We start from the raw sequence: 25,976 nt of genomic DNA, 5'->3' as shown, positions 1-25,976 counted from the left end.
CACTACAACATGATCATCGTACAAGTAAAAGATGGTGAGAGCATCGAGAAGGCTCTGAAGAAGTTCAAGCGCAAATTTGAAAAAACAGGTATCGTACGCGAGCTCCGCTCTCGTCAGGCGTTTGAGAAGCCCTCGGTGACCAACCGCAAGAAGATGATGAAGGCTGTATACGTACAGCAGCTCCGCGCCAACGAGGAATAAATCCCCCGCTCAACGCGACGAGACATCATCTCAAGCCTCAGTGTCCCCTATCCAATATCGCTGACTAACCGAAAGGAGGTAGCATACCGAGTAAGGAACCTATATCACCAGAAATTATTTGACTCATCCATAACACCGATGACGGTGAGGATTTCCCCATAATGGATTCGGAATTCTCATCGTTATTGTTGTATCCATAGGAAACGTATATGAAACATCAACCCGCTCCACTGTCATTTACACTATGGCTCGCCATGTGCATGCTATGGTGCGGATGCTCACGCAATGCCGAGACCGAGGAGTGCAGCGATGCCATCTACAGCTCCGGCGACATAGAAGTATTCAGTGACAGTATCATAATAGGTAATGTCAATTATACAGCCATAAGCCCTTATGAGATCACCAACTGCTGGAAATCCACCTCCGACACCCCTGATCCACACATCACGCTCACCTCATCCTCGCTTATGGCAGACGCCCTTTTCAACAAGGCGATAAGCACCTGTCACCACTCCTCACCCTCCGTCACCGACATATATCTGCATGGCGCGCTCCTTGACCCGCAACGTTCTATGGAGGCGTTGCGAAGCATGGTTGACACCGATGGGACCATCCACCGTCAGGGATTCCCTATAAAAGCCGACAAGGAGGCATGGGCGGCTGCGGCATGGGAGATCTACTGTGCCACAGGATCCGCATCATGGCTAAAGGAATCATACCGCATCATAAACAGGACACTACAGAAAGAACACTTCACTATAAAGGCTGACCCCGACGGACTGATCCACGGCACACCCTCCTATATGGAGCCACCTCAGAATTACTTTCCGTCCTGGATGTCTCCGGTCGACCGATTCCATACAATATGCCTCGGCACCAATCTTTGGCACTATGCTACTCTTTCTGTGGCATGCAAGATGGCTCGGAAGCTAAAACTCTATGCCGAAAGAGAATGGGCGGCAGCAGCCGACAGAATCAGAAATGCCATCAATGATAATTTTTGGATACCATCCGCATCGATGTACGGACAGTACATGTATGGCAATCTGTATCCTGTCCTGTCATCCTCGGCTGACAATCGCGCCAACTCCCTGAGCGTGATCCTGTCGGTTGCCTCACCTGAAATGGGCAGGAGGCTTATGGAATCACGCCCCACCCGCTCCTATGGAATGCCGGCCGTCTCCCCATCCATCAATGACGCCGCCGCGGAGCCTGCTCCCGACATCCAGGTACTGCAAGGGATTGCTGCCGCCCACACCCAGGACGAAGAGGCTCTTCTCGAAGCCATCGGTCCTTTATGGTGCATGGGGCTTGATGAACGCGCTGACGCCGGATGGCACTCTCTATTGCTGCGTGGACTCCTCGGCATACGTCTTCACCCCGACGGACTTTCCCTCTCGCCATTCATTCCGGGCAAGCTGCCGGGCGAAAAAAGACTCTGCGGGCTCCGTTTCAGAGAAGCCGTACTTGATATAAATATACACGGTTCCGGCAACAAGATTGCGTCATTCTCCATTGATTCCGTGAGCCAGGAACGCGCCTTTATTGACCAATCCATTTCAGCAGGCCCACACCGCATAGACATAGTAATGTCAGGCAACAGTCTGTCCGACATGCAGCACACCATTGCAACCTCCGCACCGGATACCCCGCCCGCCTCTCCTAAAATATTCTGGAACGACGACAGGCACGGAAAGATACTCAACTATGACAAAGATGCCGTATATGATGTCTACACAAACGGCATTCTGTCCGAAAGCATCACCGCCCCTCACTACACTGTCACCGACACCGGCACCACTGTAATCGACATAGTACCGAAAATCAGCAACATCAGCGGATTCGCAGCGCACAGCCATATATCCGCCCCCGCATCCTCCCGCATCCACATACCTGCCACAGCAATCACTCCGCGCCGCGCTCCTCTCCACCTCATACGCAACAAGGACATAGCCACAAATTATATCGAATTGGCGGCACGCCACAACACCCGCATCACATTCTACGTCCAGGCACCATCCGAGGGGGAGTATTTCATAAATATCGGCTACACCAACGGCACTGCCGAGACCGCCATCCGCACACTCGAAGTGAATGAAAAGTACGCCGGGACACTGATCTTCCCCCCTGTGGCTCACAACGACTGGATATCCGTAAGGACATCATCAACCGTCACCGCCACACTCCGTGCGGGTGCCAACAAACTGTCACTCACCTATGCAGGAACCACAATACTACTCAACGAAATCAACCTTCTGAAAAAATGAAACGAATAGGCATACTCTCCGACACCCACTCTTGCTGGGTCGACCGTTACGCCATCCATTTCGCTGACTGTGATGAGATATGGCACGCCGGAGATATCGGTGACATATCCATTATCGAACGGCTTGAAGGGATAGTCCCTGTGGTGAGGGCCGTGCGCGGAAACATCGATCACGGAATGGTGTGCAAGCGTTGCCCCGAGGCATTATGCTTTGACGCTGAAGGTGTCAGGGTGTGGCTTACCCATATCGCCGGCTATCCGGGAAGATATGCCCCCGGAATAGCAAAGACTTTGAGCGACAACCGCATCACACTGATGGTGTGCGGACACAGCCACATACTTAAGGTGATGCCCGATGCCAGGTTAGGACTGCTCCATGTCAACCCCGGAGCCGCCGGATATCACGGATGGCAACAGGTGCGCACACTTGTCAGACTCACCATTGATTCCGGCACTGTCACAGGGCTTGAAGTCATCGAACTCGGCAAACGATCGGAATAGGAGGTAAATCTTACAAAAAAACGCTATATTTGTAGTCGGTTTTCCATAACCCCATAACTACACTAACCCCTATATACTTCAACTGGAGCTTGCGAAAGTTGAATCCGAAACAATGGAAACACTTCTCGACACATTCGACAGGGAACACCTGTGGCACCCATATACATCCACCATCGACCCGCTACCCACTTATAAAGTTGATAGCGCGCACGGAGTAAGGATACGCCTTGCCGACGGACGCGAACTGATCGACGGCATGTCATCATGGTGGTGCATGATCCACGGCTACAACAACCCTCGCATAAATCGAGCTGCCATCTCCCAGATTGAAAAAGTGAGCCACGTAATGTTTGGAGGGCTCACCCACGAGCCAGCCATAGAGCTTGGTAAAATGCTTCTGGAGGTTGCCCCTCCGTCCATGCACAACATATTCTATGCCGATTCCGGATCGGTGGCTGTGGAAGTGGCAATGAAGATGGCTGTACAGGCTTCGATATCAAAGACAGGCGACCATAGACGCACAAATTTTGTGACCATACGCAGCGGATATCACGGCGACACATGGAATGCCATGAGCGTATGCGACCCTGTGACAGGTATGCACGGTGCCTTCGGTCCCGCTCTCCCCATACGATTCTTCGCTCCCGCTCCCACCATTAAACCGTGGGAGGAATGGGACCGTTCCGACTTCGAGCCGCTTGAGCGGATAGTCACGGACCACCACAAAGAACTCGCAGCCCTGATTCTTGAACCTATGGTACAAGGCGCAGGCGGAATGCGTTTCTACCATCCGGAATATCTCCGTGAAGCACGCAAGCTATGTGACCGTTACGGCATATATCTCATATTTGACGAGATCGCCACCGGATTCTGGCGCACAGGCAGATTCTTTGCCTGGGAACATGCCGGAGTAGAGCCTGACATTATGTGCATAGGCAAAGGCCTGACGGCAGGATACCTCACCATGAGTGCCGTGCTCACCACTGCCGATGTTGCCGACACCATCTCTCGCGGAGAAGCAGGCGTAATGATGCACGGCCCCACATTCATGGCCAATCCGCTTGCCTGCGCCATAGCAGTCGAATCCCTTAAAATGCTCAATGAACAGGACATGGCATCACGCGTGGCACATATCGAGAACCGGATACGGCAGCACATATCCCCGGCGTCATCCCTTCCCGGGGTGAAGGACGTCAGGGTGCTCGGATCAATCGGAGTCATTGAGATGAACGAGCCGGTCAACCTCGCAGAATTCCAACGCAAGTGCATCGACCGTGGCATATGGGTACGCCCATTCGGACGCAATGTCTACGTCATGCCTCCTTACGTGATAAGCGACGATGACATCGAGACGCTTATCACTCAGACAATCGAATGCATACGATGAACTGCTTCAACGATATAATAACGCGCCTGTCCGATGAGGGCAACCTCCGCCGGATACCCACAGGCGATCAGGCGGATGGCGTTGTGGACCTGTCATCCAACGACTATCTCGGTCTTGCCCTGCACCCCGGACTACAGGCTGAATTTTTCAGCCGCACAGGAGCGACATCCATACCGATGACATCGTCGGCATCAAGGCTACTTGCCTCTCATCAGGAGGAATACCATATGCTTGAGGAGTTCCTGTCCGGATTGTACCACCGCCCGGCCCTCATTTTCAACAGTGGCTATCACGCCAATACCGGCATGGTATCGGCGATAGCACAGTCGGCTAAGACACTCATTGTAGCCGACCGTCTCGTTCATGCAAGCATCATTGACGGCATGACCCTCTCCAAATCACCGTTCACGCGTTTCCGCCACAACGACCTCACCCATCTGAGACGCATTCTCGAAAAGGAAGCGTCCTGTTACGAACAGGTGCTTGTGATAGTGGAAAGCGTCTACTCCATGGACGGAGACCGGGCGGACATTGATGGGCTCGCTGAAATAAAGCGAGACCATCCCAATGTGTTGCTCTATGTGGACGAGGCTCACGCTTTCGGAGTCGAGGGCATTCACGGGCTCGGTATGTGCCGCAGCTCAAAGTGCTACGACGACATCGACATCATGGTAGGGACATTCGGAAAAGCATGCGCCTCAATGGGAGCGTTCTGCGCCGTGTCAGCACCATTGAAGGACTATCTTGTGAACCGTTCACGCAGTCTTATTTTCTCCACCGCCCTCCCTCCCATGACTGCCGCCTGGACCAGATTCATGATCGAAAGATTCCTTGATATGGATGCCGAGAGAGAACATCTAAAAGTCCTCGGCGAACGCCTGCAAAGCATCCTGTCAACGATGTCTCCGGATTTCCCCATAACCGCGAGCCATATACAGCCGCTTGTTGTAGGCGATCCGAAACGCGCAGTAGCACTCTCCGCCAAGCTACTTGACTACGGCTTCAAGGTGCTCCCGATACGTGTCCCCACAGTACCGCCTGGCACCGACCGGTTAAGAATCAGCCTGAATGCCGCTCTGGACATCAAAGATATCGAACGCGTCGGGGAAGTGTTGGCAGAAATAACATCAGTAAGGTAAAAGCGGATACAGATGAACTTCGAGATTCTAAACAACTGTCACGGCGACACCCCGCAAAAAAGGCTGATACTGCTGTTTGCAGGATGGAGCATGTCGGCACGTCCGTTTGCCGGCCTTACTATGCCAGGCTACGATATTGCCGTGGCGTGGGACTACAGAGACATGTCAGCTCCTTGGCTCAAAACTATTTCCGACTACGAGGAAATAGTATTGGTGGCATGGTCGTTTGGCGTTCACGCTGCCGCCCGGTTCCTCACCGCCCACCCCACACTCCAGATAACAGCCCGCATAGCCGTCAACGGCACCCGCTTCACATCGGATGATGCGCGAGGAATACCACACGATATTTTTCAAGGCACATTATCCACTCTCAACGACAGGAATATTATAAAATTCCATATGCGGATGTGCGGAGGCGGAACAGCCTACAAAGCATTCTCCTCCACCGCCCCGGAGAGAGAGCTCGGAGACCTGCGTGATGAGCTACAGGCATTCGATACCGATCCGGCACCAAAAATGCTTTGGGACAAAGCGTTCATTTCACGCGGAGATCTCATAATCCCACCCTCCAACCAGCATACAGCCTGGCAATACGAGGCTATGGATATCATCGAAATCGAAGGCCCACATATTCCCGACTTCGGAGCATTGCTGAGGAGATGCCTCACCGATAAAACACATGTTGCCAAACGCTTCCATAAAGCCGAGGTGACATACGACGGTAATGCCGCACCTCAATTGGCATGTGTGACCAGGCTTATCGACATTGCTTCCGGACATATAACCTCCAATATCGGCAAAATGCTCGAAATAGGATGCGGCACCGGACTCTCCACAGCCCTTGCCATCCGGCACTTCTCCCCCGCGCAAGCTGAACTGTGGGATCTTCACATCCCTCGCCAGATACGTACCATCGCAGAAACAGCCACAACCGCCATATCAGCAAAGAGCTGCGACGCAGAGACCGAGATAAGGCATATAGCCGATGGCTCCATCGACCTGATACTGTCGGCATCCACTGTGCAATGGTTCAATTCCTTGCCGGAATTCCTACGGCAAGTCGCCCGGACACTCGCACCAGGAGGATATGCGGTGATATCCACTTACGGAAACAACACCATGCGCGAAATCCACAGCACAGTGGGCTCAGAATGCCGGTTCCCGGGAATAGAATGTGTCAGAAAGGCAATACCTCACAACCTTGAAGTGATACATCTGTCCGAAGAGATCAACATTGTCAACTTCCAGTCCCCTATAGAAGTGCTCAGGCACATAAGCCTCACCGGAGTGAACGGCATTGAAAACAATGGCGACAACACGGCAAAAGCATGCCGGATGCTACGCGGATATCCCACCGCACCCGACGGCACTGCTCCATTGACCTACCATCCGATATATATGATATTAAGAAAACCATGAGCAAAGCATATTTCGTATCAGGCATTGACACCGATGCCGGAAAAACCTATGTGACAGGTTACATAGCACGCCACCTGATGGATACCGGTAAACGAGTCATCACCCAGAAATTCATTCAGACAGGCAATGTAGGGTTCTCCGAGGACATCGAACTGCACCGCCGTATAATGGGCACAGGAATGCTCCCCGAGGATATAGACCACACGACCGCACCTGTAATCTTCAGCTATCCGGCATCAGCCCAGCTCGCCGCACGCATCGACGGCAAGGAAATTGACCTTGATGTGATCGACCGTGCCACACAGCGACTGCTATCGCTTTACGACATAGTGCTTATCGAAGGGGCCGGAGGTCTTGCCGTACCGATCACCGACACATTCATGGCAATTGATTACGTGCAGTCACGCCGACTGCCGCTCATACTCGTGACCAATGGAGTGCTTGGCTCCATCAACCACACCATCCTGTCGCTTGAAGCCATCCGCACACGAGGCATCGAACTATCCGCCGTGCTCTACAACGAGCATTTCGACACCGACAAGACCATTGCAGCCGACACCCGGGCATTCATCGCCCGCTATGTAGCCCGCCACTTCCCATCCACCCGCTTCGCAACAATCCCCTCAATAAAATAAACCCTGACTATCTCTCGCAAAATATCCCTGTTGCAAATCAGATTTGCAACAGGGATATTTTTCATTGATGACTATTCAGCCTATAATATCATACGCTGAAATACCAGATCTTACCTTTCTTGTCGGTAAACATATAATCATAGCCCTTACGATTAGAATACCGCGCTGTATATGTTTCTCCATGATATGTCACATAAACCGCATTATCTGTGACCTCCACAGTAGCACTGTTACTATGCTTCATATTGCTACTTATATAGCTGTATATCCTTACACTTTGCGCAGAAGCAGCAGCCATAGTCTCTGATGATACATTAGCTCCGAATGCATCCATACACATAGCTCCAGACAACGACATGACCAAAGCCACAATCATAATAATTTTTTTACTGTCCGCTAAACCATAAAAGGGTGAGTCCAACTTCTTGAACAGCAGAAGTTGGGCTTACTTTTTGTATTTGACAAGCCCCCTCAGCAGTTTTCGGGATCTTCAGGAGGGGATTCCGAGGCCTCTGCGAGCATGATTTTCAAGTCAGCGTCGGGCTGATTTAGGAACTTTTCGAGATTCAGATAATACATCAGTACAATTCTGACGATTGTAGCCAGTCCAGAAAAGCTCCAACGCCTTTGCAAGGTGCTTTGTAAGACCGAGAGCAACAGATTAGCTATGAGCGTTACCCAAATCTGTATTTTTATGGCATTGGCACTTTCGCCATAGAAGTATCGCAAAGGGAAGTTCTGCTTTATCTGCTTGAAAAGCGACTCAATCTGCCATCGGCGACGGTAGATGGCCACGATTGTCTCCAGAGGCATGTCGAAGTCATTGGTGAGAAGCGATATAAGTTTTGGCTTCTTGCCTTTCTTAATGTCAACGTATGTGATTATTCTTGCAATGTGGTTGATGCCGTCTTTACGGAACACTACGACCTGTTCACGGTACTCCATCAGTCCCTGCGGATTCTGGTGCATACAGTCCACAAGTATTTCATAACTGAGGTTTTTCTTCATTTTGGTTACATATACCACCCCTCGATCCGTCAGTTCCTCGAATTTGGCATAGTTGATATATGCACGGTCAAGTGCTACTATCTCGTTGTGGCTGTAATGGCTCGGTGCAAGCATGAAGGAGTCATTGGTCGCTGCCGAAGTGAACTGTACGTCGCAGTGAACGCCCTCGTTGGCATGTATGACCGAGTGTACCTTGATGCCGCCTTTCTTCTTTCCCGTCTTCGGATGACGGCCAACACCCTTGAAAATAGCATTGGAGAACAACGTGATTGTAGTGGAATCGATGATTCTAAGCCGTCTTATCCACTCTTCCGTGCCATTGCGTCGGCTGTCCGAGGAAAGAATGTCTTTATTGGCTGCATACAAGTCGCGGTATACATCTTCAAAGAACTTCTCTGAACGTCTGGCATTTGCATCCGACAAGGTGCTCCGCCTGGGCACAGTGTCAATGCCTACATGATGGAGTTTGCGTACCTCGGCTGTCATAGAAGTCTCTATCTCACGCAATGAATCGAAGCGCTGTATGACAGCATATAGCATCGTAAGCAAATGCGTATAGCCGTCAAAGCTCTTGACATACTTCTCTCCGCCGTGTTTTCGGCTGATTTCAACTATTTTTTCACGATCAAGTGATTTTATCAGCTGACCATATGTCGGCTGTCCGAAGAAATTACTACTTTTACTCATGGTTATTTAAGATAGTTTGGCGACATCAAAATAACCATTTAGGGCTGACTCCTGCAATAGGTGCCAGCCCTAATTTTCAACCGCTACTAAAAAAGTTTAGCGGACAGTAATATAATAATTTTCTTCATAAATATATATGAATAAATAACTGATAATATTACTCAACAGGCGAATCCATAGCCATATAGTCAATGGATTGATCGATTACAGAATCGACTGGTTCATAGGAGGTAGCCCCACGAGCTCCGGAAGCTTCCCATCCATCAATAAAAGAATTGACACTATTAACGGCTTCCTTATTGCTCGATGAAGCTAAAGCCATTACAGCAAAAGCAACCAATGCTAAGCACTGCAAACTTTTTGTGATCTTTTGTTTTTCCATATTATGATAAAAATTGATAACACTAAAAGGTAGGTAATTAAATCAAGAGTATCGAACGTTCCGGGAAACAGACCGACAAACTGTCCGAATTCATGAATAAAAGGCAACACAAGTGCCACATAGAAAGTCCGATACCGTAATATGAATGGATTAGGCTGAAGGTTTAACAACGAAGCAAACCACAATGCATCCGGCAGATTATATGCCACAGCTTTCAGCACACAACCATCACTTATAACAGCAACAGGAGCAAGCACATCCACCAAAGGCAACAGGAATACCACATCCGGTCTGAACAGACAATATATAGCGGACCCGCTCAATAACAACAGGATGGAAAATACTACTTGCACGTAGTCACCACCATTTTCACATAACAAGCATCTTCTTTAATCTTAATATTTTGTGGAGACGACTTTGTAACTGTTTTCTTCCCATTTGCCGGGATATATACCATTTCAGGGAACTCTTCCTTTGAGCCATCTGACAGTACCATGACAATAGTCACATCAACATTGACAGAATAGTTATTATGATTCTTAAACTCAACAGTCATCCGGTATCCATTAGAAGATGTGATTGTTTTCTCCACATTACCTGTCACAGTACAAGCATTATCGGCTTGGACTGTTGCCACACATGTGGCAATCAATAGCATCAGAAAAGTCAATAATTTTGTTTTCATAATATAATTGTTTTAAGTTTTCACTCTGCAAAATTCCGATTTTGCAGACATATAATCATCACCCTAAGAGTAATATACTTTTACGCAAGCGTACAAAATTTTTACATCTCCTTCTTGATGCACTCTGAAAGCACCATGAAAAAATCCACTCCTAATGCACGTGATATCCGCTCAAGCAGCTCTGTATTGATTGATGGCTGGCTAAATATATAATAGATATTCGGACGCTGACAGTTAATTTTCCTTGCAAGCCATGCCGGGGTACGCTCCTGACGAAGAAGCTCCTGATGTATGAGTTGTCCGATATGAACCATAATTATGAAATGAGCTGAATTACATTAGTCGCATATCCCAACTGAGGCATCGCCAAACGCCTTAAGAACGATCATGCACAAGTAATTCAGCCCATACACAGGCTGAACTTACACTTCTGCTTATTCTCGTTCTTCTTGAATTTTTGGCGATTTTCAGTTGAGAGAATAAGAGCCGTGAAGCTCTGTATTTTTAGAGTATATCTATTTTATTTCGTAATTAATCCTAAAGCTCTTGTTATTTATATATTCATCATTTATTTCTACTTCCCCATACGGAAGCAGTTAATCACAAAGTTAGTAATTATTTTTTAATCTGCAAAAGTCGGAACAGAGGCTATGTCACCATGAAGAACGCTACCGCCGTCTGCTTCAGAACATAAAGGACGGCATAGCATTCTCACGAGACGGTGATACCGTGTGGATATGCCGCAATTGCGGACATATCGTCATAGGCAAGAACGCTCCTGAGGTATGCCCTGTGTGCATCCACAAACAGAGCCTCTTTGAAATCGAAGACCGCAACTATTGAAAAACATACCGACGAAACCGCAAAGCGTGCAACGGTTTGGAGTCCGTTGCACGCTTTAATTTTATGGCCCGCACATTGCGGCATGTGCTGTCGACCACAGGAGCTGCCAGAGAAATTCCAGGGATGAGATGACGATAGTGTCATTACAAATTCGTACCTTTGCAGTATGGATAACGAGTGTTTTAAGATAGCAATCGACAAAAAGCTTATTTCGGAATTCCCGACCGTGACATTCTCAGGAGCGATCACTGTGATAGAGCATCCCGAGGATGTAGCTGAAGCCATAAGCTATCTGCGCGGACATGACATCGTGGGATTCGACACTGAGACCAAGCCCAATTTCAAGAAAGGGATGACCAACCGCGTTTCGCTCATACAGGTGTCGACCGAGGACAGGTCTTTCCTCTTTCGCCTCAACAAGATGGGATTCACCCCCGAGCTGAGGGAATTCATGGAATGCGAGGATGTGCTCAAGGTGGGTCTTTCGCTCAAAGATGACTTCCACGTGCTGCATAAGGCCGGTGAATTCGAGCCGCGCAATTTCGTGGACCTACAGAACATGGTGAAGAAATACCACATCTCGGATTCCAGCCTACAAAAAATATATGCCATACTCTTCAACGGACGCATATCCAAAGGCCAACGCCTCACCAACTGGGAGGCATCAAAACTTTCCGGAGCACAGATGGTGTATGCTTCGATTGACGCATGGGCATGCCTGCGCATTTACAAATATCTGCTGTCAGGAGAATTCGATCCTACAAAATCCCCCTATATAGTAAAAGAAGAGCCCTCGGAAGAATGAAGATACTTTCACCTGCTGAGATCACCAATGCTGCAGCCAATGCAGGAGCCGCAAAAGCACAACTAACTGCATCCTCCACCTCACGACTGCTCATCTCAGCCACCCTCGCCGGAGCATATATAGCCCTCGGTGGCATACTGTCAATGACCCTTGGTTTCGGATTCCCGGAAATTACCGCCCAGAATCCTGCACTGCAACGGATTCTCAGCGGTGCGGCATTTCCTATAGGCCTGATACTCGTGGTGGTGCTCGGTGCCGAACTTTTCACCGGCAACAATGCTGTGCTGATACCATCTATGATGCAACGCAGACACGGAATGGGGCTCACCCTGCGCAACTGGGCTCTCGTCTATGGCGGCAACCTCGCAGGCGCGCTACTGTTCACTTACTTTATGGTGCATTGCTGCGGACTCACAGCCGGTGATCCGTGGCATTCAGCCGCCATAAGGGTAGCGGAAGCCAAAGTGGCGATGCCCTGGAGCACCGTATTCCTGAAAGGTATAGGAGCCAACTGGTGCGTGTGTCTCGCAGTATGGCTCGCGCTGAGCGGCAAGACCCTCTTTGAGAAATCCCTCGGATGCTGGCTTCCTGTCATGGCATTCGTTGCGCTCGGCTATGAGCACTGCATCGCCAACATGTTCTTCATTCCCTTAGGGATGATGGAAGGTGCCGACATCACTGTCATGCAATCAATCACGGCCAATTTCATCCCATCGACACTCGGAAATATCGCCGGAGGAGCACTCCTCGTAGGAGCACTGAACGGCTATATACACAACATCGGGAAAAAATAAGCACACGCCCCACTCTCATTCACTCTCCGAGAAAACGAGGAGCCAGAATGAACGTCCCTATAGAGATACCGAAATTCCATCCTATGCCTCCGGTTGTATAATTCCCATATGCACTCACCGAACCGAGAGGCAATTTGAACCGCAATTGCAGTTCACCGAAGAATTCAGGATCACTCAGCCACTTGCCATAGTAAGGCTCCGAGCCTACAGGGCTGCACTCGATCTTCCGCAAAGGGAGAAAGCCGTCAAACACACCGCGTATCTGGAATGAGCCGGAAAGTTTCCACACAGGCTCCACCGATACGGAGACAAAAGAATTGGCGCGAAGCGAACGGCTAAAGAGATTGTAGCTCGACGGAGTGGGATGCACAGCCTCGGCTGCCACAATCGAAGCCTGATATGTGGGAAGCAGTTTGCGTGTGGAAAGCAGGGCACGCACTCCGGTGCCTACCGACAACGGACGAGTCACTTTCCAGTAATGCAGAGCCCCCATGTCGAGCTGTACCCAGCTCACTTTTTGGCTTGCCCCCATCAACTCCGGATCTGCCGACATGAAATGATACTTGCCAACCATACCGAGTCCCTGAGCATAAACGCGTGTCCCGGATGAGGGCAGCGAAATATCATCCAGGGTGTTCGACTCCCAGCGAAGCCCGGCTTGCCAAAGATTGAACACTCCTGAATCCTTACCCTCGACTGCCGAAATATCACTTAAATCAGTATGGTATGTATCGGACAGATGCCCCCATCCTATACGCACATCCATACGCGAGCGGAGCGTCAGCCCGAGCGTGTAGCGTCCCTGAGCGAAAAACTCCGAACGGCGTATGAAATCGGGATCTTTAACCTCATAAAACAGTTTTTCCGTCTCATGATATTTCAGTCTTGACCCCACAACACGCACCGAAACACCCGAAGGGACCGACGTGTCAAAATATGCATTGAACACACCCTCGGCAGCAAGATAACTCTGCCCGAGCCATGCATTGACATTGGTGTTCAATGATTTGAATCCAAGATGATTGTATCCGGCATTGAAGAAGAGCATACTATTGGTCGACGAAGATATATACCCGCCTATCGCTGCTGAGAAATCCTCCTTTATCACAGCTCGATAATTGAGCGTGAATGCCGAATCGGACTGTTCGTATACCGGAGTGGGCACAAGATTCTGCAATCTGCCCGAACTTATAGCCCTGTAGTAAGAATTTTCAACCTCAGAAAGAGTCATCGGCATCTTTTCATGCCGCGACATGAAAAGTGACTCCAGATAAGCGTTCTCCGACGGTGTACCGCCTGTGACATTTATCCCGGCAATCCTCACCTCAGGCGTGGCACGCTTGAACGCCGCCCTTCTGGCACTCACTTCAGAGGCTGGAGCGACCTGCCTGATCTTCAGACGTATGGAGTCAATCATTTCTAATCCTCGCCTGTATCCTATATCATATATCTCCTGATACTTACCGAAATCCAAAAGCCCGAACCGGTCGAGATCGATACGTATCTTCACCCCCTTGTCATATGGGAACGGATAATCGGAAGGCTGAGATATCATCTCTTCAAGCTGCGACAATGGATTCCTGACATCGGGCGACGGATTCTTGGAGCCGACATCAACGCCGATCAATGCCGAGGGATTGAAATCCTCTACCATCACATCGACAGGGAAATTGTCGTATATGCCACCGTCATACATAGGCACTCCGTCAAGATCGATCGGCTCAAACACCATCGGGAACGACATTGACATCCTCACAGCATCAGCAAGCGACCCTTTCGACAGGACCACCTTATGCTTGGCATACACATCGGAAGTCACCGTACGGAGAGGGACAAAAAGTCGGTCAAAATCCCCTCCGCACTGTGCTGTATAACGGCTGAATATGTCAAGGAAAGCCATATTCATCGGTATCGGGTTTATAAGGCTTACCGGGAGCACCGAGGTGAATCGTGTAGAGTCCTTCCCGAAATTGATCTTAATCATTGACGGATTCTGAGGCTCCGACTGGAAATAGTATAGCCTGTTAGGGTCGATCTGCCCTGTGGACCATCCGGCAAATCCGGGAGACGCCAGCAGCTCAAGCATCTCGGCGGGAGTGAACCCCGAGGCATACAGCCCTCCGACAATAGCACCCATCGATGTCCCGGTGATATAGTCGATGGGGATATCATTCTCCTCAAGAGCCTGTATCACACCTATATGGGCAATACCCTTGGCTCCGCCGCCACTGAGCACAAGCCCGACCTTGCCATCACGTGCCGAACCATAAGCAATAACAGCAATGGCCATCATCATCACCAAAAACACACCTGATCTTCTCATAAACAATAGTTGAATTATTACATGTACACAGCCTATAACTTCAAGCTAAGGGATTGTCCTCTCAGAGCACGTCTTGACCCCTTGACTCTTTATTTCAGTTAATGCTTAATATTTTAACAACATTGCATTGTCATTTGCTTAAAAAAGGTGTAATTTTGCATAATAAATCCGAAAATAAAAGAAATGAAACGACCACTCATCCTCACGGCTCTGTGCGCGCTGTCATGCGCAGGCTCTGTGGCGCAGATAAATAGCCCCGAAGCAAAAGGCTATCTTGAACGCGGGATTCTCATGTGTGACGACCGCAATTATGAGGGATGCATCGACCAGATGTCACGTCTCTACAACCTCACCACCACTGCCGAGCAACGTGAGCTTGCGCATTACTACATGTGCAAAGCCACCCTCGGACTCGGCGACGAAGAGGCTCTGACAATGCTCAGGCAATATCTTGTCGACTACCCCGTATCGATACGCCGAGCCGATGTGATGATGATGGTGGGCGACTATCATTTCAACCACGGACAATATGCCGAAGCCCTTGCCGAGTACAGCATAGTCGACCCCATGGCTCTGACATCTGAACGCCAGGATGAGTTGAACTACCGTCAGGGATACTCTTACATGCTTCTGGGCGAGTCCGACATGGCAGCATCATTCTTCCGCACGCTCCAGAGCAAATCGGCATGGCGCAATGCCGCCCACTTCTACCTCGGATACATCGCCTATTCAAAACAGGATTACCCCCTGGCTCTTCAATATTTCCGCGGACTCGACACCTCCAAAGAACCCGCCAATGCCGCCCCCTACTACGAGGCACAGATATATTATGCACAGGGAGAATACGACAAGTGCCTGTCCATCTCACGCAACCTGCTCGCCTCGGGCAATGTGCCGCAGTTCATCCCGGAATGCAACCGGCTCGCAGGCGAGTCGCTCTACAATCTCGGACGCACATCCGAATCGATCCCTTACCTGTGGAAATACTGCGCCGAAGCCAAGGATCCCGCCCCATCGGCATTCTACATACTTGGCGTGAGCGAATATGAGAAGGGTGATTACGATGCTGCCGTCAAACTTTTCCAGCAGGCTATAGGCTCACACTCAGCCATGGAGCAGAGCGCATGGCTCTATCTCGGACAGTCCTACCTCAAACGCGGCGACAAGAATCAGGCACTTATGGCTTTCGAGAACGCCTACAAGTTCGACTATGACCGCGAAGTACGCGAGACGGCATTCTACAACTATGCCGTAGCACGCATGGACGGCGGGCGAGTGCCTTTCGGCAATTCGGTGGGACTTTTACAAGACTTCCTCATCGCATATCCCGACTCCCCTTACAGTGCCGATGTGCAACGCTACATCGTAACAGGCTACATGAGCGGCAACGACTACGCAAGCGCGCTTAATGTCATAAATATGGTGACGAATCCCTCGGAACAACTGCTCAAAACCAAGCAGAGGGTGCTGTTCGTGCTCGGCACTCGTGAATATTCATCAGGCAAGGTAGCGGATGCGATAAACCACCTCACGGAAGCCCGCAGACTTGCCAACCTCGACCCATCCATAGCTCGTCAGTGTAACATATGGCTCGGGGACTGCTACTACACACGCGGCAACTACGATGAAGCCGTGCACTCGTATCTGAGATACATAAATGCCTCACCGTCATCAGCGGTCAGTGACCTTGCTCTCGCCCACTACGACCTGGGGTACACACGTTTCGCACAGGAGAAATACAGCGAAGCCATCACCGATTTCCAGAACGCGGTGAAGCTCCTGAGCACCGGACGCACATCCCATCCGGCATCACTTGAAGCTGACTCATACAGCCGTATCGCCGACTGCCGATACTATCTCGGCGAATACAGTGCGGCAGCAGACGATTATAAAAAGGCTTACGATCTCACCCCTTCATCAGGCGACTACGCCCTATACCAGTATGCCATAATGCAGGGACTGCTGAAGGATCATTCAGGCAAGATCTCTACCATCGACAACCTCACATCCCGCTTCCCCTCATCAGGTCTCATACCCCAGGCTCTACTTGAAAAAGCCGAGAGCCAATCGGCAACAGGAAACACATCGGCAGCAATCAGGACCTACAATGATCTTGTCAGCCGCTATCCGAGCACAGCACCCGGACGAAACGGCTATCTACAACTTGCCATCACATACATCAACAGCGGAGAACGCTCAAAAGGCATAGACACCTACAAGAAAGTGATCCGCACATTCCCATCAAGCGAGGAGGCCCGCATCGCGGCCGACGACCTTAAGCAGATCTATGCAGCTGACGGTCGCCTCAACGAACTTGTGAACTTCCTGAAATCAGTTCCAAACGCACCATCCTACGAGGAATCCGAACTTGAGCAGACAGCTTATCAGGCCGCCGAGAACACATATATCAATACCGGTGCCACTGACGGACTGCTCGGATACATAAAGGAATACCCCGACGGAGCATCACGTGCATCAGCACTATATTACCTCGCCGATGCAGCCTGGAACGAAGGCAGTGTGTCACAAGCTCAGGAGTATGCATCACAAGTATTGCTCAACCATCCCGACTCGGAGGTTGCCGAAGACGCCCTTCTCATAAAAGCTCAGGCAGAAAGCGAACTCGGCAAGACTGAGGTAGCATACAACACATTCCTTGAACTCGAAAAACACGCATCCGGATCAAATATGCTGCGTGATGCCCATCTCGGCATGATGCGTACAGCTATGGATCTCGGCAAATATGCCGAAGCTATGAACACTGCCGAAAAACTCCTGTCATCGACCGCGACCAACTCGCCAACCGATGTCGCAGAAGTGAAATTCGTACGCGGCATGGCCAACGAACATATGGGCAACCACGATGCCGCCTACGAGGACTGGGAAGCACTTGCTGCGAACCCTGCCGATATCTTCGGGGCCAAGAGTGCATACTATCATGCCCAGTCACTGTTTGACCGCGGACTCATCTCCGAAGCCAAGTCGGCAGCCGACTCACTCATAACGGCTGACACCCCTCACCGGTACTGGCTCGCACGCACATTCGTGCTCTACAGCGACATCCTGCGAAAGCAAGGCAATGACTTTGAGGCTAACGAATACCTTAAATCACTCAGAAACAACTATCCCGGCCCCGAGGTCGACATATACCAGATGATTGACACCCGCTTAAAATAATAATCAATGAAAAAAATTGCACTTATCGCATCAGTTTTCGCACTCTTTTCACCCGGGTGTCCCTGGGCGCAGGACCTGCATAAGGATATAAATGTGGAGCAAGCCATCACCCCTACCAAACGTGATGCATCACGCATATCCATCCTCCCGACAGTGACGCTGCCGCCGATACAGGCAGCGTCACTCAACTACAGCAATAAGGTGGTGACCACACGCGTGCCCAACAGCTTCACTACACTCGACCCTGTGGCTTGGGGCGACAAGCTTTACACATCACCCTACCGCGGCTACTTCAATCTCGGAGTGGGAATGCCTGTACTTATCGGCGACATCTCTGCCGGATACCGCATCCTCGACAGCGACAAGACACGCCTGAGCATATGGGGGCAGTACAACGGCGACCTCTACAAGCGTGAGCACACCACCTGGCATGACCACACCGCATCACTCGGAATCGACCTGCATCAGGCTGTGGGCCGCAAGGCTTTCCTTGACGGAGGACTCGACTACACTTACGGGTTCCACGACATGCCTGGCGATGACGGACGTTTCTCACAGTCTACGTCACGTGTCAACCTTACCGCCAACCTAAGCGCAGAGCATTCCGGATTGAGCTATCTCGCAGGAATCCGCCTTCAACACTTCGGTTTCTATAATCCGCATTTCCCTGGTGAGGAGCCATCAATCGACGACCCTTATAACGGATACGAACCGGTGAGACAGAATCTTGTAGGTGTAACTTTCGGAGGGAAGCTTGAAACCGGCTCATCATCACATATAGGAATGAATATCGATGCCGACTTCCTTGCCACAGGCAAACACTATGTGGCAGGAGTGCCTTTTCTTGAAGAGAATGCCGTGCATATGCCTTCCCAGACCTCAGGACTCATAACCCTGAACCCCTACTATGAGCTGCACAACTCATCAGCGACATTGCGCATCGGTGCCGACGTGGACTTCTCAATCAAATCAGGAAAAACCATCCATTTCTCACCTAATGTGACCCTCGCATGGCATGGGTCACAGGTGTTCGGAGCCGAACTGAAGTTTCACGGAGGCTCACACCTCAACACACTGTCATCGCTCTACGACATCACCCCCTATATGAACGGATCCATCGCATACCGTCAGAGCCATATCCCATATGCCATCGACGGCAAGATCGCTTTCGGTCCGTTCTTCGGAGGCTCTGTGGAAATTTTCGGCGGATATGCCAAAGCCAACAACTGGCTAATGCCCATCGTAAGCGGGATATACCCGGCAGGCGCAGTGTGGGAGGGTGTTGATGTCGAGGGATACCACTATGGCATCAGACTCGGCTACGACAGCGGCAAGGCGATCGCTGCAAGCGCATCCTACGAGGGCGCGCCAGGCAAATGGGACCGTGCCTACTATGAATGGCGCGACCGTGCCCGCCATGTGATTAATGCCGAGCTAAAGATACGCCCCATCGAAAAGCTCCTTTTGACAATCGGCTATGAGTTCCGTGCAGGACGCTCATGCTACATATACCTTGACGAGCCTGAGCAGATCGGCGGACTGGAGACATATCCATGCGAGAAAGTATCGCTCGGTGTGGTAGGAGACCTCCGGGTAGGAGCCGGTTATGCGCTCACCGACCGTTTCACAGTGTTCGCACGAGGCGAAAATCTCCTTGCCCGCAAGAGCATTTATATAGGCGGACGCCCCATGCAGAGCACCAATGCCATGATAGGGGCATCACTGAAATTCTGATTAATCATACATCCGTAAGATAGATTTACAAGAAGCCGGCAGACCACTGAAACTGCCGGCTTCTTGCATTGACTGACATAAACATTTACACAGCCGTAAGTGTTATATCGTAACAATACTGAAAAAATACATTAACATAACTCTGTTACGATATGAGCAAAAAATCAATAAAAGGCACAAAGACGGAACAGAATCTCGTCAATGCCTATGTGAGCGAATCGACAGCCTACTCACGCTACATGTTTTATGCAAGCCAGGCTGAAAAAGAGAAATACTTCCCAATTTCCGAAGTCTTCAAGGAGACAGCCGACAATGAGCTGCGCCACGCCAAAGTGTTCTTCAAGCATCTTGAAGGCGGACAGGTGGACTGCAATGTCACAGTTGACGCAGGCGTGATAGGCGACACCGCCTCCAACCTCGCCACAGCAATCCACGAGGAGATGGTCGAAGGCGTGGAGCAGTACAAGAAATCAGCAGCCGTGGCACGCAAGGAGGGATTCGACGAAATAGCCGAACATTTCGAATCTATCGCCGCTATCGAAGAGCATCACCGCCAACGTTTCGAGACATATCTCAAACAGGTAAAGGAAGGCACCGTATGGAAACGCGATCATCCCATCAAGTGGGAATGCCTCGTGTGCGGATACATATTCGAAGGCAAAGAGCCTCCAAAGGAATGCCCGGCATGCGACCATCCTCAATGCCACTATAAAGGACTCGACATAGATTAGTCAGTCACCATACACCATCAGTCATAGTCCAAAGGGGGAGAGACCATTCAGTCCGCCTCACCTTTGGGCTATGACATTTTTAGATGTGCACCCACTTGCCTGAATGTTAAAAAAAGTCTATCTTTGCACCATATGGATAGCACTGGAAATGAAATTCATCACACCGTTCTGCGTTCAGGACTCAGGGCGGTGATGCATCATCGGCCGGGAAGCGTGGTAGAGCACTGCGGTGTGGCTGTACGAGCCGGAAGCCGCGACGAGCATCCCGATCACTATGGGCTGGCTCACTTCGTTGAGCACACCATATTCAAGGGCACACTTCGCCGACGAGCGTGGCACATCCTCAACCGCATGGAGCGTATCGGCGGAGAACTTAACGCCTACACCACCAAGGAAGAGACCGTCATATACACCACATATCCGGCAGGGCATACCCCACGTTCACTCGACCTGATAGCCGACCTGGTAGAGAATTCGCAATTCCCCACCGTGGAAATAGACCGTGAAAGACTGGTCGTGGCAGAAGAGATAGACACATATCTCGACATCCCGTCCGAAGGTATTTACGATGACTTCGACGAACTGATTTTTGCCGGCACCCCTCTCGCACATCCTATACTCGGAAGCAGAGACAGCATCGAACGCCTCACCACGGATGTATGCCGATCCTATCTCACGAACTTCTACACCCCTGATAACATGGTGCTCTTCTACTCAGGTCCGGAAAAGCCCGAAAAGGTGGCAAGAATGGCTGAAAGATATTTCTCAGGACACGCAGAAGGAAAGCCAAGAAATATCGTCGGTGCAGACTTGAAGGAACCGATACCTGCGTCAGCACCTTTTGACGAGATACGCGAAATCGGCACACATCAGGCACACACCATCCTCGGGACCAGAATCTCTGACATGTATTCACCGAAACGCTACGCAATGTCGCTGCTCACCAATATACTTGGCGGTCCGGGCATGAATTCACAGCTCAATGTAGCACTGCGCGAACGCCGAGGCCTGGTCTACACCGTGGATGCTTCGACAGCCCTGCTGTCCGACACCGGACTTTTCACCATCTACTATGGATGTGACGCCGAGGATGTAGAGCGTTGCCGGCGTATAGCCACTGATATAATCGAACGACAGGCAGAACACATCTTATCCGCACGCCAGCTCGAAGATGCAAAACGTCAGTATATCGGACAGCTCACTGTAGCATCCACCAATACTGAGCAACGCGCGCTCAACATGGCACGCTCAACACTCTTCCGCGGACACACCATCTCTCCTCAGGAGCATCTCGATGCCATCCGGGCACTGTCGCCATCCGACATCATAACTGCCGCCTCCACACTCATTCCATTGTCACGCCTGACACTCATATAGCATCATTTAACATCTATCGTTTTTTCACCCGAACATTTCCATTGACAATATGGTGATATTCGGGCTATTTTTTGTACTTTTGCAATCTAATGCACTCTACTCTATAAGCATATAACCCTATAATCCCAGCCTAAGGCTGAACAACGATATGCGAAATATCATACTTTTTGACCCTGCTAAAGCCCGACAGGAACTCCTTCCTCTAACCTTTACACGTCCTGTGGCTATGATACGATTCGGCATAACCACGATAATGGAAAAGTGGCAAAGAGCTATAGAGGGCACATGCTCATTTGACACTCAGGACTATCTGAGCATAAAATATCCTCTTGTCCTCTCTCCTGACGGTGACGACCTGCACATCGCCGCCAACATTTGTCCCGACGAAAAACTCATTGATGCTATCCTCTCCCTCGATCCCGAAGCATCACTCCTGCTCAACAACGAGACCATAGCCTACAGAGGCAACGGAGAGGGCGACTCCGTGACATACACCGGCTCGCCGCTTGCCCTCAACCATATATGGGACCTCTTCATGCTCAACGATGAGGCATTGCGCCGCGACTTCTCCTCTCTCACCGCAGGACGAGAGTCCCAGCCACTCAGCGACAGCTGCCGTCTCATAGGTGATCCCGCCAATCTTTTCATTGAGAAAGGCGCAAGCGTAGAGGGAGCCATAATAAACGTGGCAAAAGGACCTGTGTACATCGGACAGGACGCAGAAATAATGGAAGGGGCATGCCTGCGAGGACCGATAGCCCTCTGCGAACATGCCGTGATAAATATGGGAGCCAAAATATACGGAGCCACCACTCTCGGCCCACACTGCAAAGTGGGCGGAGAGATCAACAACGTCGTGATGACAGGCTACTCCAACAAGGCTCACGACGGATTCCTTGGCAATGCCGTGATAGGCGAATGGTGCAACCTCGGCGCAGGATGCACCGCATCCAATCTCAAGAACACTTACGGCTCCATCAAGCTCTGGAGCATAAGTGAAGAACGATTCGTAAGGACCGGTCTGCAATTCTGCGGGCTCATCATGGGAGACCACTCCAAAGCAGGCATCAACACGATGTTCAACACCGCCACCGTAGTAGGCGTCGGCGTGAACTTCTACGGTCCGGGATTCCCAAGGACATACCTCACATCATTCACACAAGGATCCACAGCCGGAATGCACGACATGGATATGGACGCATTCTTCGATACTGCATCCAAAGTGATGGCACGCCGCAACATACCCCTCACCGAGATCGACAGGGAAATCCTCATCACCCTGCGCCAGCAGCTCCTTGATATCAGCTGAGCAGACTTGCCCATCCCTTTCCCCTACACCAACATAACACCTATAACCACAGCCTCAGGCTGAATAAATATTATGCCACAAGTATCTGAACGCGGGATACTGATGCCCGCATCCCCCATACGTCGCTTAGCCCCCCTTGCCAACGCCGCCAAGGCACGCGGCACCAAAGTATATCACCTCAACATCGGACAGCCCGATGTGCCAACCCCGCCCGAAGGACTTGCAGCACTGAAGAACATCGACCGCAAGGTGCTGGAGTACAGCCCGTCGGACGGACTTCCGTCCCTGCGCAAGAAACTGAAAGAGTACTACAAGAGATTCAATATCGAAGTCGAGACCGACGACATCATCGTGACCACCGGAGGCTCCGAAGCTGTGCTCTTCGCATTCATGGCATGCCTTGATCCTGGCGACGAGATAATAGTGCCCGAACCCGCCTATGCCAACTACATGGCATTCGCCATCTCGGCAGGAGCAAAGATTGTCACCGTGCCATCCACAATCGATGAAGGCTTCGCCCTTCCGAATGTCGACAAATTCGAGGCTCTCATCACTCCGCGCACCAAAGGAATCCTCATATGCAACCCCAACAACCCCACAGGTTATCTCTACACAATGAAAGAGATGTTGCAGATACGTGACCTGGTGAAGAAATACGACCTATTCCTATTCTCCGATGAAGTGTACCGCGAATTCTGCTACACAGGCGCGCCTTACATCTCGGCGTTCCATCTCCCTGGCATCGAGGAGCAGGTAGTGCTTGTGGATTCTGTGTCGAAACGCTATAACGAATGCGGAATCCGCATCGGAGCTCTCATCACAAAACATCCCGAGCTTAAGAAGAATGTGATGAAATTCTGCCAGGCAAGGCTCAGCCCCCCGCTGCTGGGACAGATCGTAGCAGAGGCATCGATCGATACATCCCCCGAATATATGCTCGCCACCTACAACGAATACGTGGAGCGCAGAAAATTCCTCATCGACCAGATCAACAAGATACCTGGCTGCTACACCCCTATACCTATGGGCGCGTTCTACACAGTGGTAAAACTCCCTGTCGACGACGCCGACAAGTTCTGCCAGTGGTGTCTTAGCGACTTCAGCCTCGACGGAGAGACCATATTCATGGCTCCCGCAGCAGGATTCTACACCACTCCCGGAATGGGAAAAGACGAGGTGAGAATGGCATATGTACTTGAGAAAGATGAGCTTGCAAAAGCCATGAAAGTACTCGCCGCCGCTCTTGAAGCATACCCCGGAAAGACTATCTGACAACCTTACATCACCACTCCATACCCCCATGACTGAAAAGGCATAACACAATGAACCGAAAAGATTTTGAGATAATGGCACCGGTCGGGTGCTACGAATCACTCCATGCCGCCATCAATGCCGGAGCCGACGCCGTATATTTCGGTGTCGAAGGACTCAACATGCGCGCCCGTTCGTCGGTCAACTTCACCCTCGACGACCTGCGCCGCATAGCCTCTATATGCGATGAAGCCGGCGTGAAAACCTATCTCACGGTCAACACAATAATCTACGACAATGAGATCGCGAAATGCCATGACGTGATCGATGCAGTCAAGGAGAGCGGCATATCGGCAATAATAGCCAGCGACATTGCCGCAATAAGCTATGCCAGGAAGATAGGGGTTGAGGTGCACATATCCACTCAGGTCAACGTAAGCAACATCGAGGCAGTGCGCTTCTACTCCCAATGGGCCGATGTAATGGTGCTTGCCCGCGAGCTGTCGCTTGAGCAGGTATCATCCATACACCGTGCCATCGAGGAAGAGAACATATGCGGGCCACGGGGTGAGAAGATACGCCTTGAGATGTTCTGTCACGGAGCTCTGTGCATGGCGGTGTCTGGCAAATGCTATCTGAGCCTGCACGAAATGAATTCGAGTGCCAACCGCGGAGCATGCACCCAGATATGCCGCCGCGGCTACCGTGTCACCGACATCGAGACCGGTGACCAGCTTGAGATTGAGAACAAATATATAATGTCGCCCAAGGACCTCAAGACTATCCATTTCCTTAACAAAATGATAGATGCGGGGGTAAGCGTGTTCAAGATCGAAGGCAGGGCACGCGGTCCGGAGTATGTGGCACTGACGGTACAGGCCTATTCCGAAGCAATACAGTCCATATGCGACGGATCATTCACCGATGAAAAGATAGCTCATTGGAACGAATCACTGTCACGTGTATTCAACCGCGGCTTCTGGGACGGATACTACATGGGACAGCGTTTAGGCGAATGGTCATCCAAGTATGGCTCCTCAGCCACTAAAGTGAAGCGTTACATAGCCAAGGGGGTACGATATTTCCCGAAACTCGGAGTCGGAGAATTCCTTATGGAAGCAGGCGAGCTGCATCCCGGAGATGAGATCGTGATCACAGGCACCGACACAGGTGCAATCATAATGAAAGTCGACGAACTACGGCTTGAGTACGACCCTGTGCAGACTGTGCGCAAGGGTGACAGTTTCTCCATGAAAGTGCCACGCAAGATCCGTCCGTCCGACCGCATGTACCTCTGGGAAGACACCAAAACGGAATGAGCG

General features: G+C 50.7%; 22 protein-coding genes and 1 pseudogene. 17 read left to right on the top strand and 6 right to left on the bottom strand.

Annotation, left to right across the window (positions count from 1 at the left end):
* Positions 1-9 precede the first annotated feature (9 nt).
* The 7 genes from rpsU (at position 10) to bioD (ending at position 7,548) form a co-directional block, all read left to right on the top strand.
* Positions 10-201 (top strand): 30S ribosomal protein S21, encoded by a 192-nt coding sequence (gene rpsU, locus EZ315_RS06700; RefSeq protein WP_135471398.1) that lies wholly within the window; start codon positions 10-12, stop codon positions 199-201.
* A gap of 209 nt (positions 202-410) precedes the next feature.
* On the top strand, positions 411-2,468 hold the full coding sequence (locus EZ315_RS06695; protein ID WP_135471397.1) for an alpha-L-rhamnosidase-related protein: 2,058 nt from the start codon (positions 411-413) through the stop codon (positions 2,466-2,468).
* Complete coding sequence (locus EZ315_RS06690; RefSeq protein WP_135471396.1) at positions 2,465-2,968, top strand: metallophosphoesterase family protein; 504 nt, start codon at positions 2,465-2,467, stop codon at positions 2,966-2,968. Before EZ315_RS06695 ends, EZ315_RS06690 begins: the two co-directional genes overlap by 4 nt.
* A 112-nt stretch (positions 2,969-3,080) precedes the next feature.
* Positions 3,081-4,355, top strand: coding sequence for an adenosylmethionine--8-amino-7-oxononanoate transaminase (bioA, locus tag EZ315_RS06685; protein WP_135471395.1), 1,275 nt, complete (start codon positions 3,081-3,083; stop codon positions 4,353-4,355).
* Positions 4,343-5,494 (top strand): aminotransferase class I/II-fold pyridoxal phosphate-dependent enzyme, encoded by a 1,152-nt coding sequence (locus tag EZ315_RS06680; protein WP_135471394.1) that lies wholly within the window; start codon positions 4,343-4,345, stop codon positions 5,492-5,494. Before bioA ends, EZ315_RS06680 begins: the two co-directional genes overlap by 13 nt.
* 12 nt (positions 5,495-5,506) lie before the next feature.
* Complete coding sequence (locus EZ315_RS06675) at positions 5,507-6,913, top strand: pimeloyl-ACP methyl esterase BioG family protein (RefSeq protein ID WP_135471393.1); 1,407 nt, start codon at positions 5,507-5,509, stop codon at positions 6,911-6,913.
* Positions 6,910-7,548: a dethiobiotin synthase gene (gene bioD, locus EZ315_RS06670; RefSeq protein ID WP_135471392.1), complete on the top strand. Its 639-nt coding sequence runs from the start codon at positions 6,910-6,912 to the stop codon at positions 7,546-7,548. The genes EZ315_RS06675 and bioD overlap by 4 nt, the downstream gene beginning before the upstream one ends.
* An 88-nt stretch (positions 7,549-7,636) precedes the next feature.
* Here the strand turns inward: bioD and EZ315_RS16570 are convergent, their stop codons facing one another.
* The 5 genes from EZ315_RS16570 to EZ315_RS06650 all read right to left on the bottom strand — a co-directional run bounded on the left by EZ315_RS16570 (position 7,637) and on the right by EZ315_RS06650 (position 10,624).
* Positions 7,637-7,792, bottom strand: coding sequence for a hypothetical protein (locus EZ315_RS16570; RefSeq protein WP_207104618.1), 156 nt, complete (start codon positions 7,790-7,792; stop codon positions 7,637-7,639).
* A 227-nt stretch (positions 7,793-8,019) separates the two neighbouring features.
* Positions 8,020-9,243 carry an IS4 family transposase gene (locus EZ315_RS06665; RefSeq protein ID WP_124076696.1) on the bottom strand — a complete coding sequence of 408 codons (1,224 nt, stop codon included), beginning with the start codon at positions 9,241-9,243 and terminating at the stop codon, positions 8,020-8,022.
* Between the two features lie 157 nt (positions 9,244-9,400).
* Complete coding sequence (locus tag EZ315_RS06660; RefSeq protein WP_135471391.1) at positions 9,401-9,625, bottom strand: hypothetical protein; 225 nt, start codon at positions 9,623-9,625, stop codon at positions 9,401-9,403.
* Between the two features lie 343 nt (positions 9,626-9,968).
* Positions 9,969-10,310 (bottom strand): hypothetical protein, encoded by a 342-nt coding sequence (locus EZ315_RS06655; protein ID WP_135471390.1) that lies wholly within the window; start codon positions 10,308-10,310, stop codon positions 9,969-9,971.
* Positions 10,311-10,411: 101 nt separating this feature from the next.
* On the bottom strand, positions 10,412-10,624 hold the full coding sequence (locus tag EZ315_RS06650) for an XRE family transcriptional regulator (protein ID WP_135471389.1): 213 nt from the start codon (positions 10,622-10,624) through the stop codon (positions 10,412-10,414).
* A 340-nt stretch (positions 10,625-10,964) separates the two neighbouring features.
* On the opposite strand from EZ315_RS06650, the pseudogene EZ315_RS16630 reads away from it, so the two are divergent.
* The 3 genes and pseudogenes from EZ315_RS16630 to EZ315_RS06635 all read left to right on the top strand — a co-directional run.
* Positions 10,965-11,153, top strand: a pseudogene (locus EZ315_RS16630) (rubredoxin-like domain-containing protein); the annotation flags it as partial.
* 166 nt (positions 11,154-11,319) lie between these two features.
* Positions 11,320-11,958, top strand: a complete 639-nt coding sequence (locus EZ315_RS06640; RefSeq protein WP_135471388.1) for a 3'-5' exonuclease — start codon at positions 11,320-11,322, stop codon at positions 11,956-11,958.
* Entirely contained in the window at positions 11,955-12,752 is a 798-nt protein-coding gene (locus EZ315_RS06635) for a formate/nitrite transporter family protein (RefSeq protein ID WP_135471387.1), read from the top strand. The genes EZ315_RS06640 and EZ315_RS06635 overlap by 4 nt, the downstream gene beginning before the upstream one ends.
* Before the next feature lie 19 nt (positions 12,753-12,771).
* On the opposite strand, the gene EZ315_RS06630 is transcribed toward EZ315_RS06635, so the two are convergent.
* Positions 12,772-15,075: a patatin-like phospholipase family protein gene (locus tag EZ315_RS06630; protein ID WP_135471386.1), complete on the bottom strand. Its 2,304-nt coding sequence runs from the start codon at positions 15,073-15,075 to the stop codon at positions 12,772-12,774.
* Between the two features lie 183 nt (positions 15,076-15,258).
* On the opposite strand from EZ315_RS06630, the gene EZ315_RS06625 reads away from it, so the two are divergent.
* From EZ315_RS06625 to EZ315_RS06595, 7 genes are all read left to right on the top strand, one after another.
* Positions 15,259-18,252 carry a tetratricopeptide repeat protein gene (locus tag EZ315_RS06625; protein WP_135471385.1) on the top strand — a complete coding sequence of 998 codons (2,994 nt, stop codon included), beginning with the start codon at positions 15,259-15,261 and terminating at the stop codon, positions 18,250-18,252.
* Between the two features lie 6 nt (positions 18,253-18,258).
* Positions 18,259-19,986, top strand: coding sequence for a hypothetical protein (locus EZ315_RS06620; RefSeq protein ID WP_135471384.1), 1,728 nt, complete (start codon positions 18,259-18,261; stop codon positions 19,984-19,986).
* Between the two features lie 152 nt (positions 19,987-20,138).
* Positions 20,139-20,717, top strand: coding sequence for a rubrerythrin (gene rbr, locus EZ315_RS06615; RefSeq protein ID WP_135471383.1), 579 nt, complete (start codon positions 20,139-20,141; stop codon positions 20,715-20,717).
* 132 nt (positions 20,718-20,849) lie between these two features.
* Complete coding sequence (locus EZ315_RS06610; protein ID WP_135471382.1) at positions 20,850-22,094, top strand: M16 family metallopeptidase; 1,245 nt, start codon at positions 20,850-20,852, stop codon at positions 22,092-22,094.
* 148 nt (positions 22,095-22,242) lie between these two features.
* On the top strand, positions 22,243-23,403 hold the full coding sequence (locus EZ315_RS06605) for a GlmU family protein (protein WP_135471381.1): 1,161 nt from the start codon (positions 22,243-22,245) through the stop codon (positions 23,401-23,403).
* 72 nt (positions 23,404-23,475) lie between these two features.
* A complete protein-coding gene (locus tag EZ315_RS06600) occupies positions 23,476-24,675 on the top strand; it encodes a pyridoxal phosphate-dependent aminotransferase (RefSeq protein WP_135471380.1) in 1,200 nt (399 codons plus the stop codon).
* A gap of 50 nt (positions 24,676-24,725) precedes the next feature.
* Complete coding sequence (locus EZ315_RS06595; RefSeq protein ID WP_135471379.1) at positions 24,726-25,973, top strand: peptidase U32 family protein; 1,248 nt, start codon at positions 24,726-24,728, stop codon at positions 25,971-25,973.
* Positions 25,974-25,976: the final 3 nt, after the last annotated feature.

The organism is Duncaniella freteri, from assembly GCF_004766125.1.
Classification (GTDB): Bacteria; Bacteroidota; Bacteroidia; order Bacteroidales; family Muribaculaceae; genus Duncaniella; species Duncaniella freteri.
The sequence above is the reverse complement of the archived record's forward strand: the minus strand, read 5'-3'. Positions and strand labels throughout refer to the sequence as shown.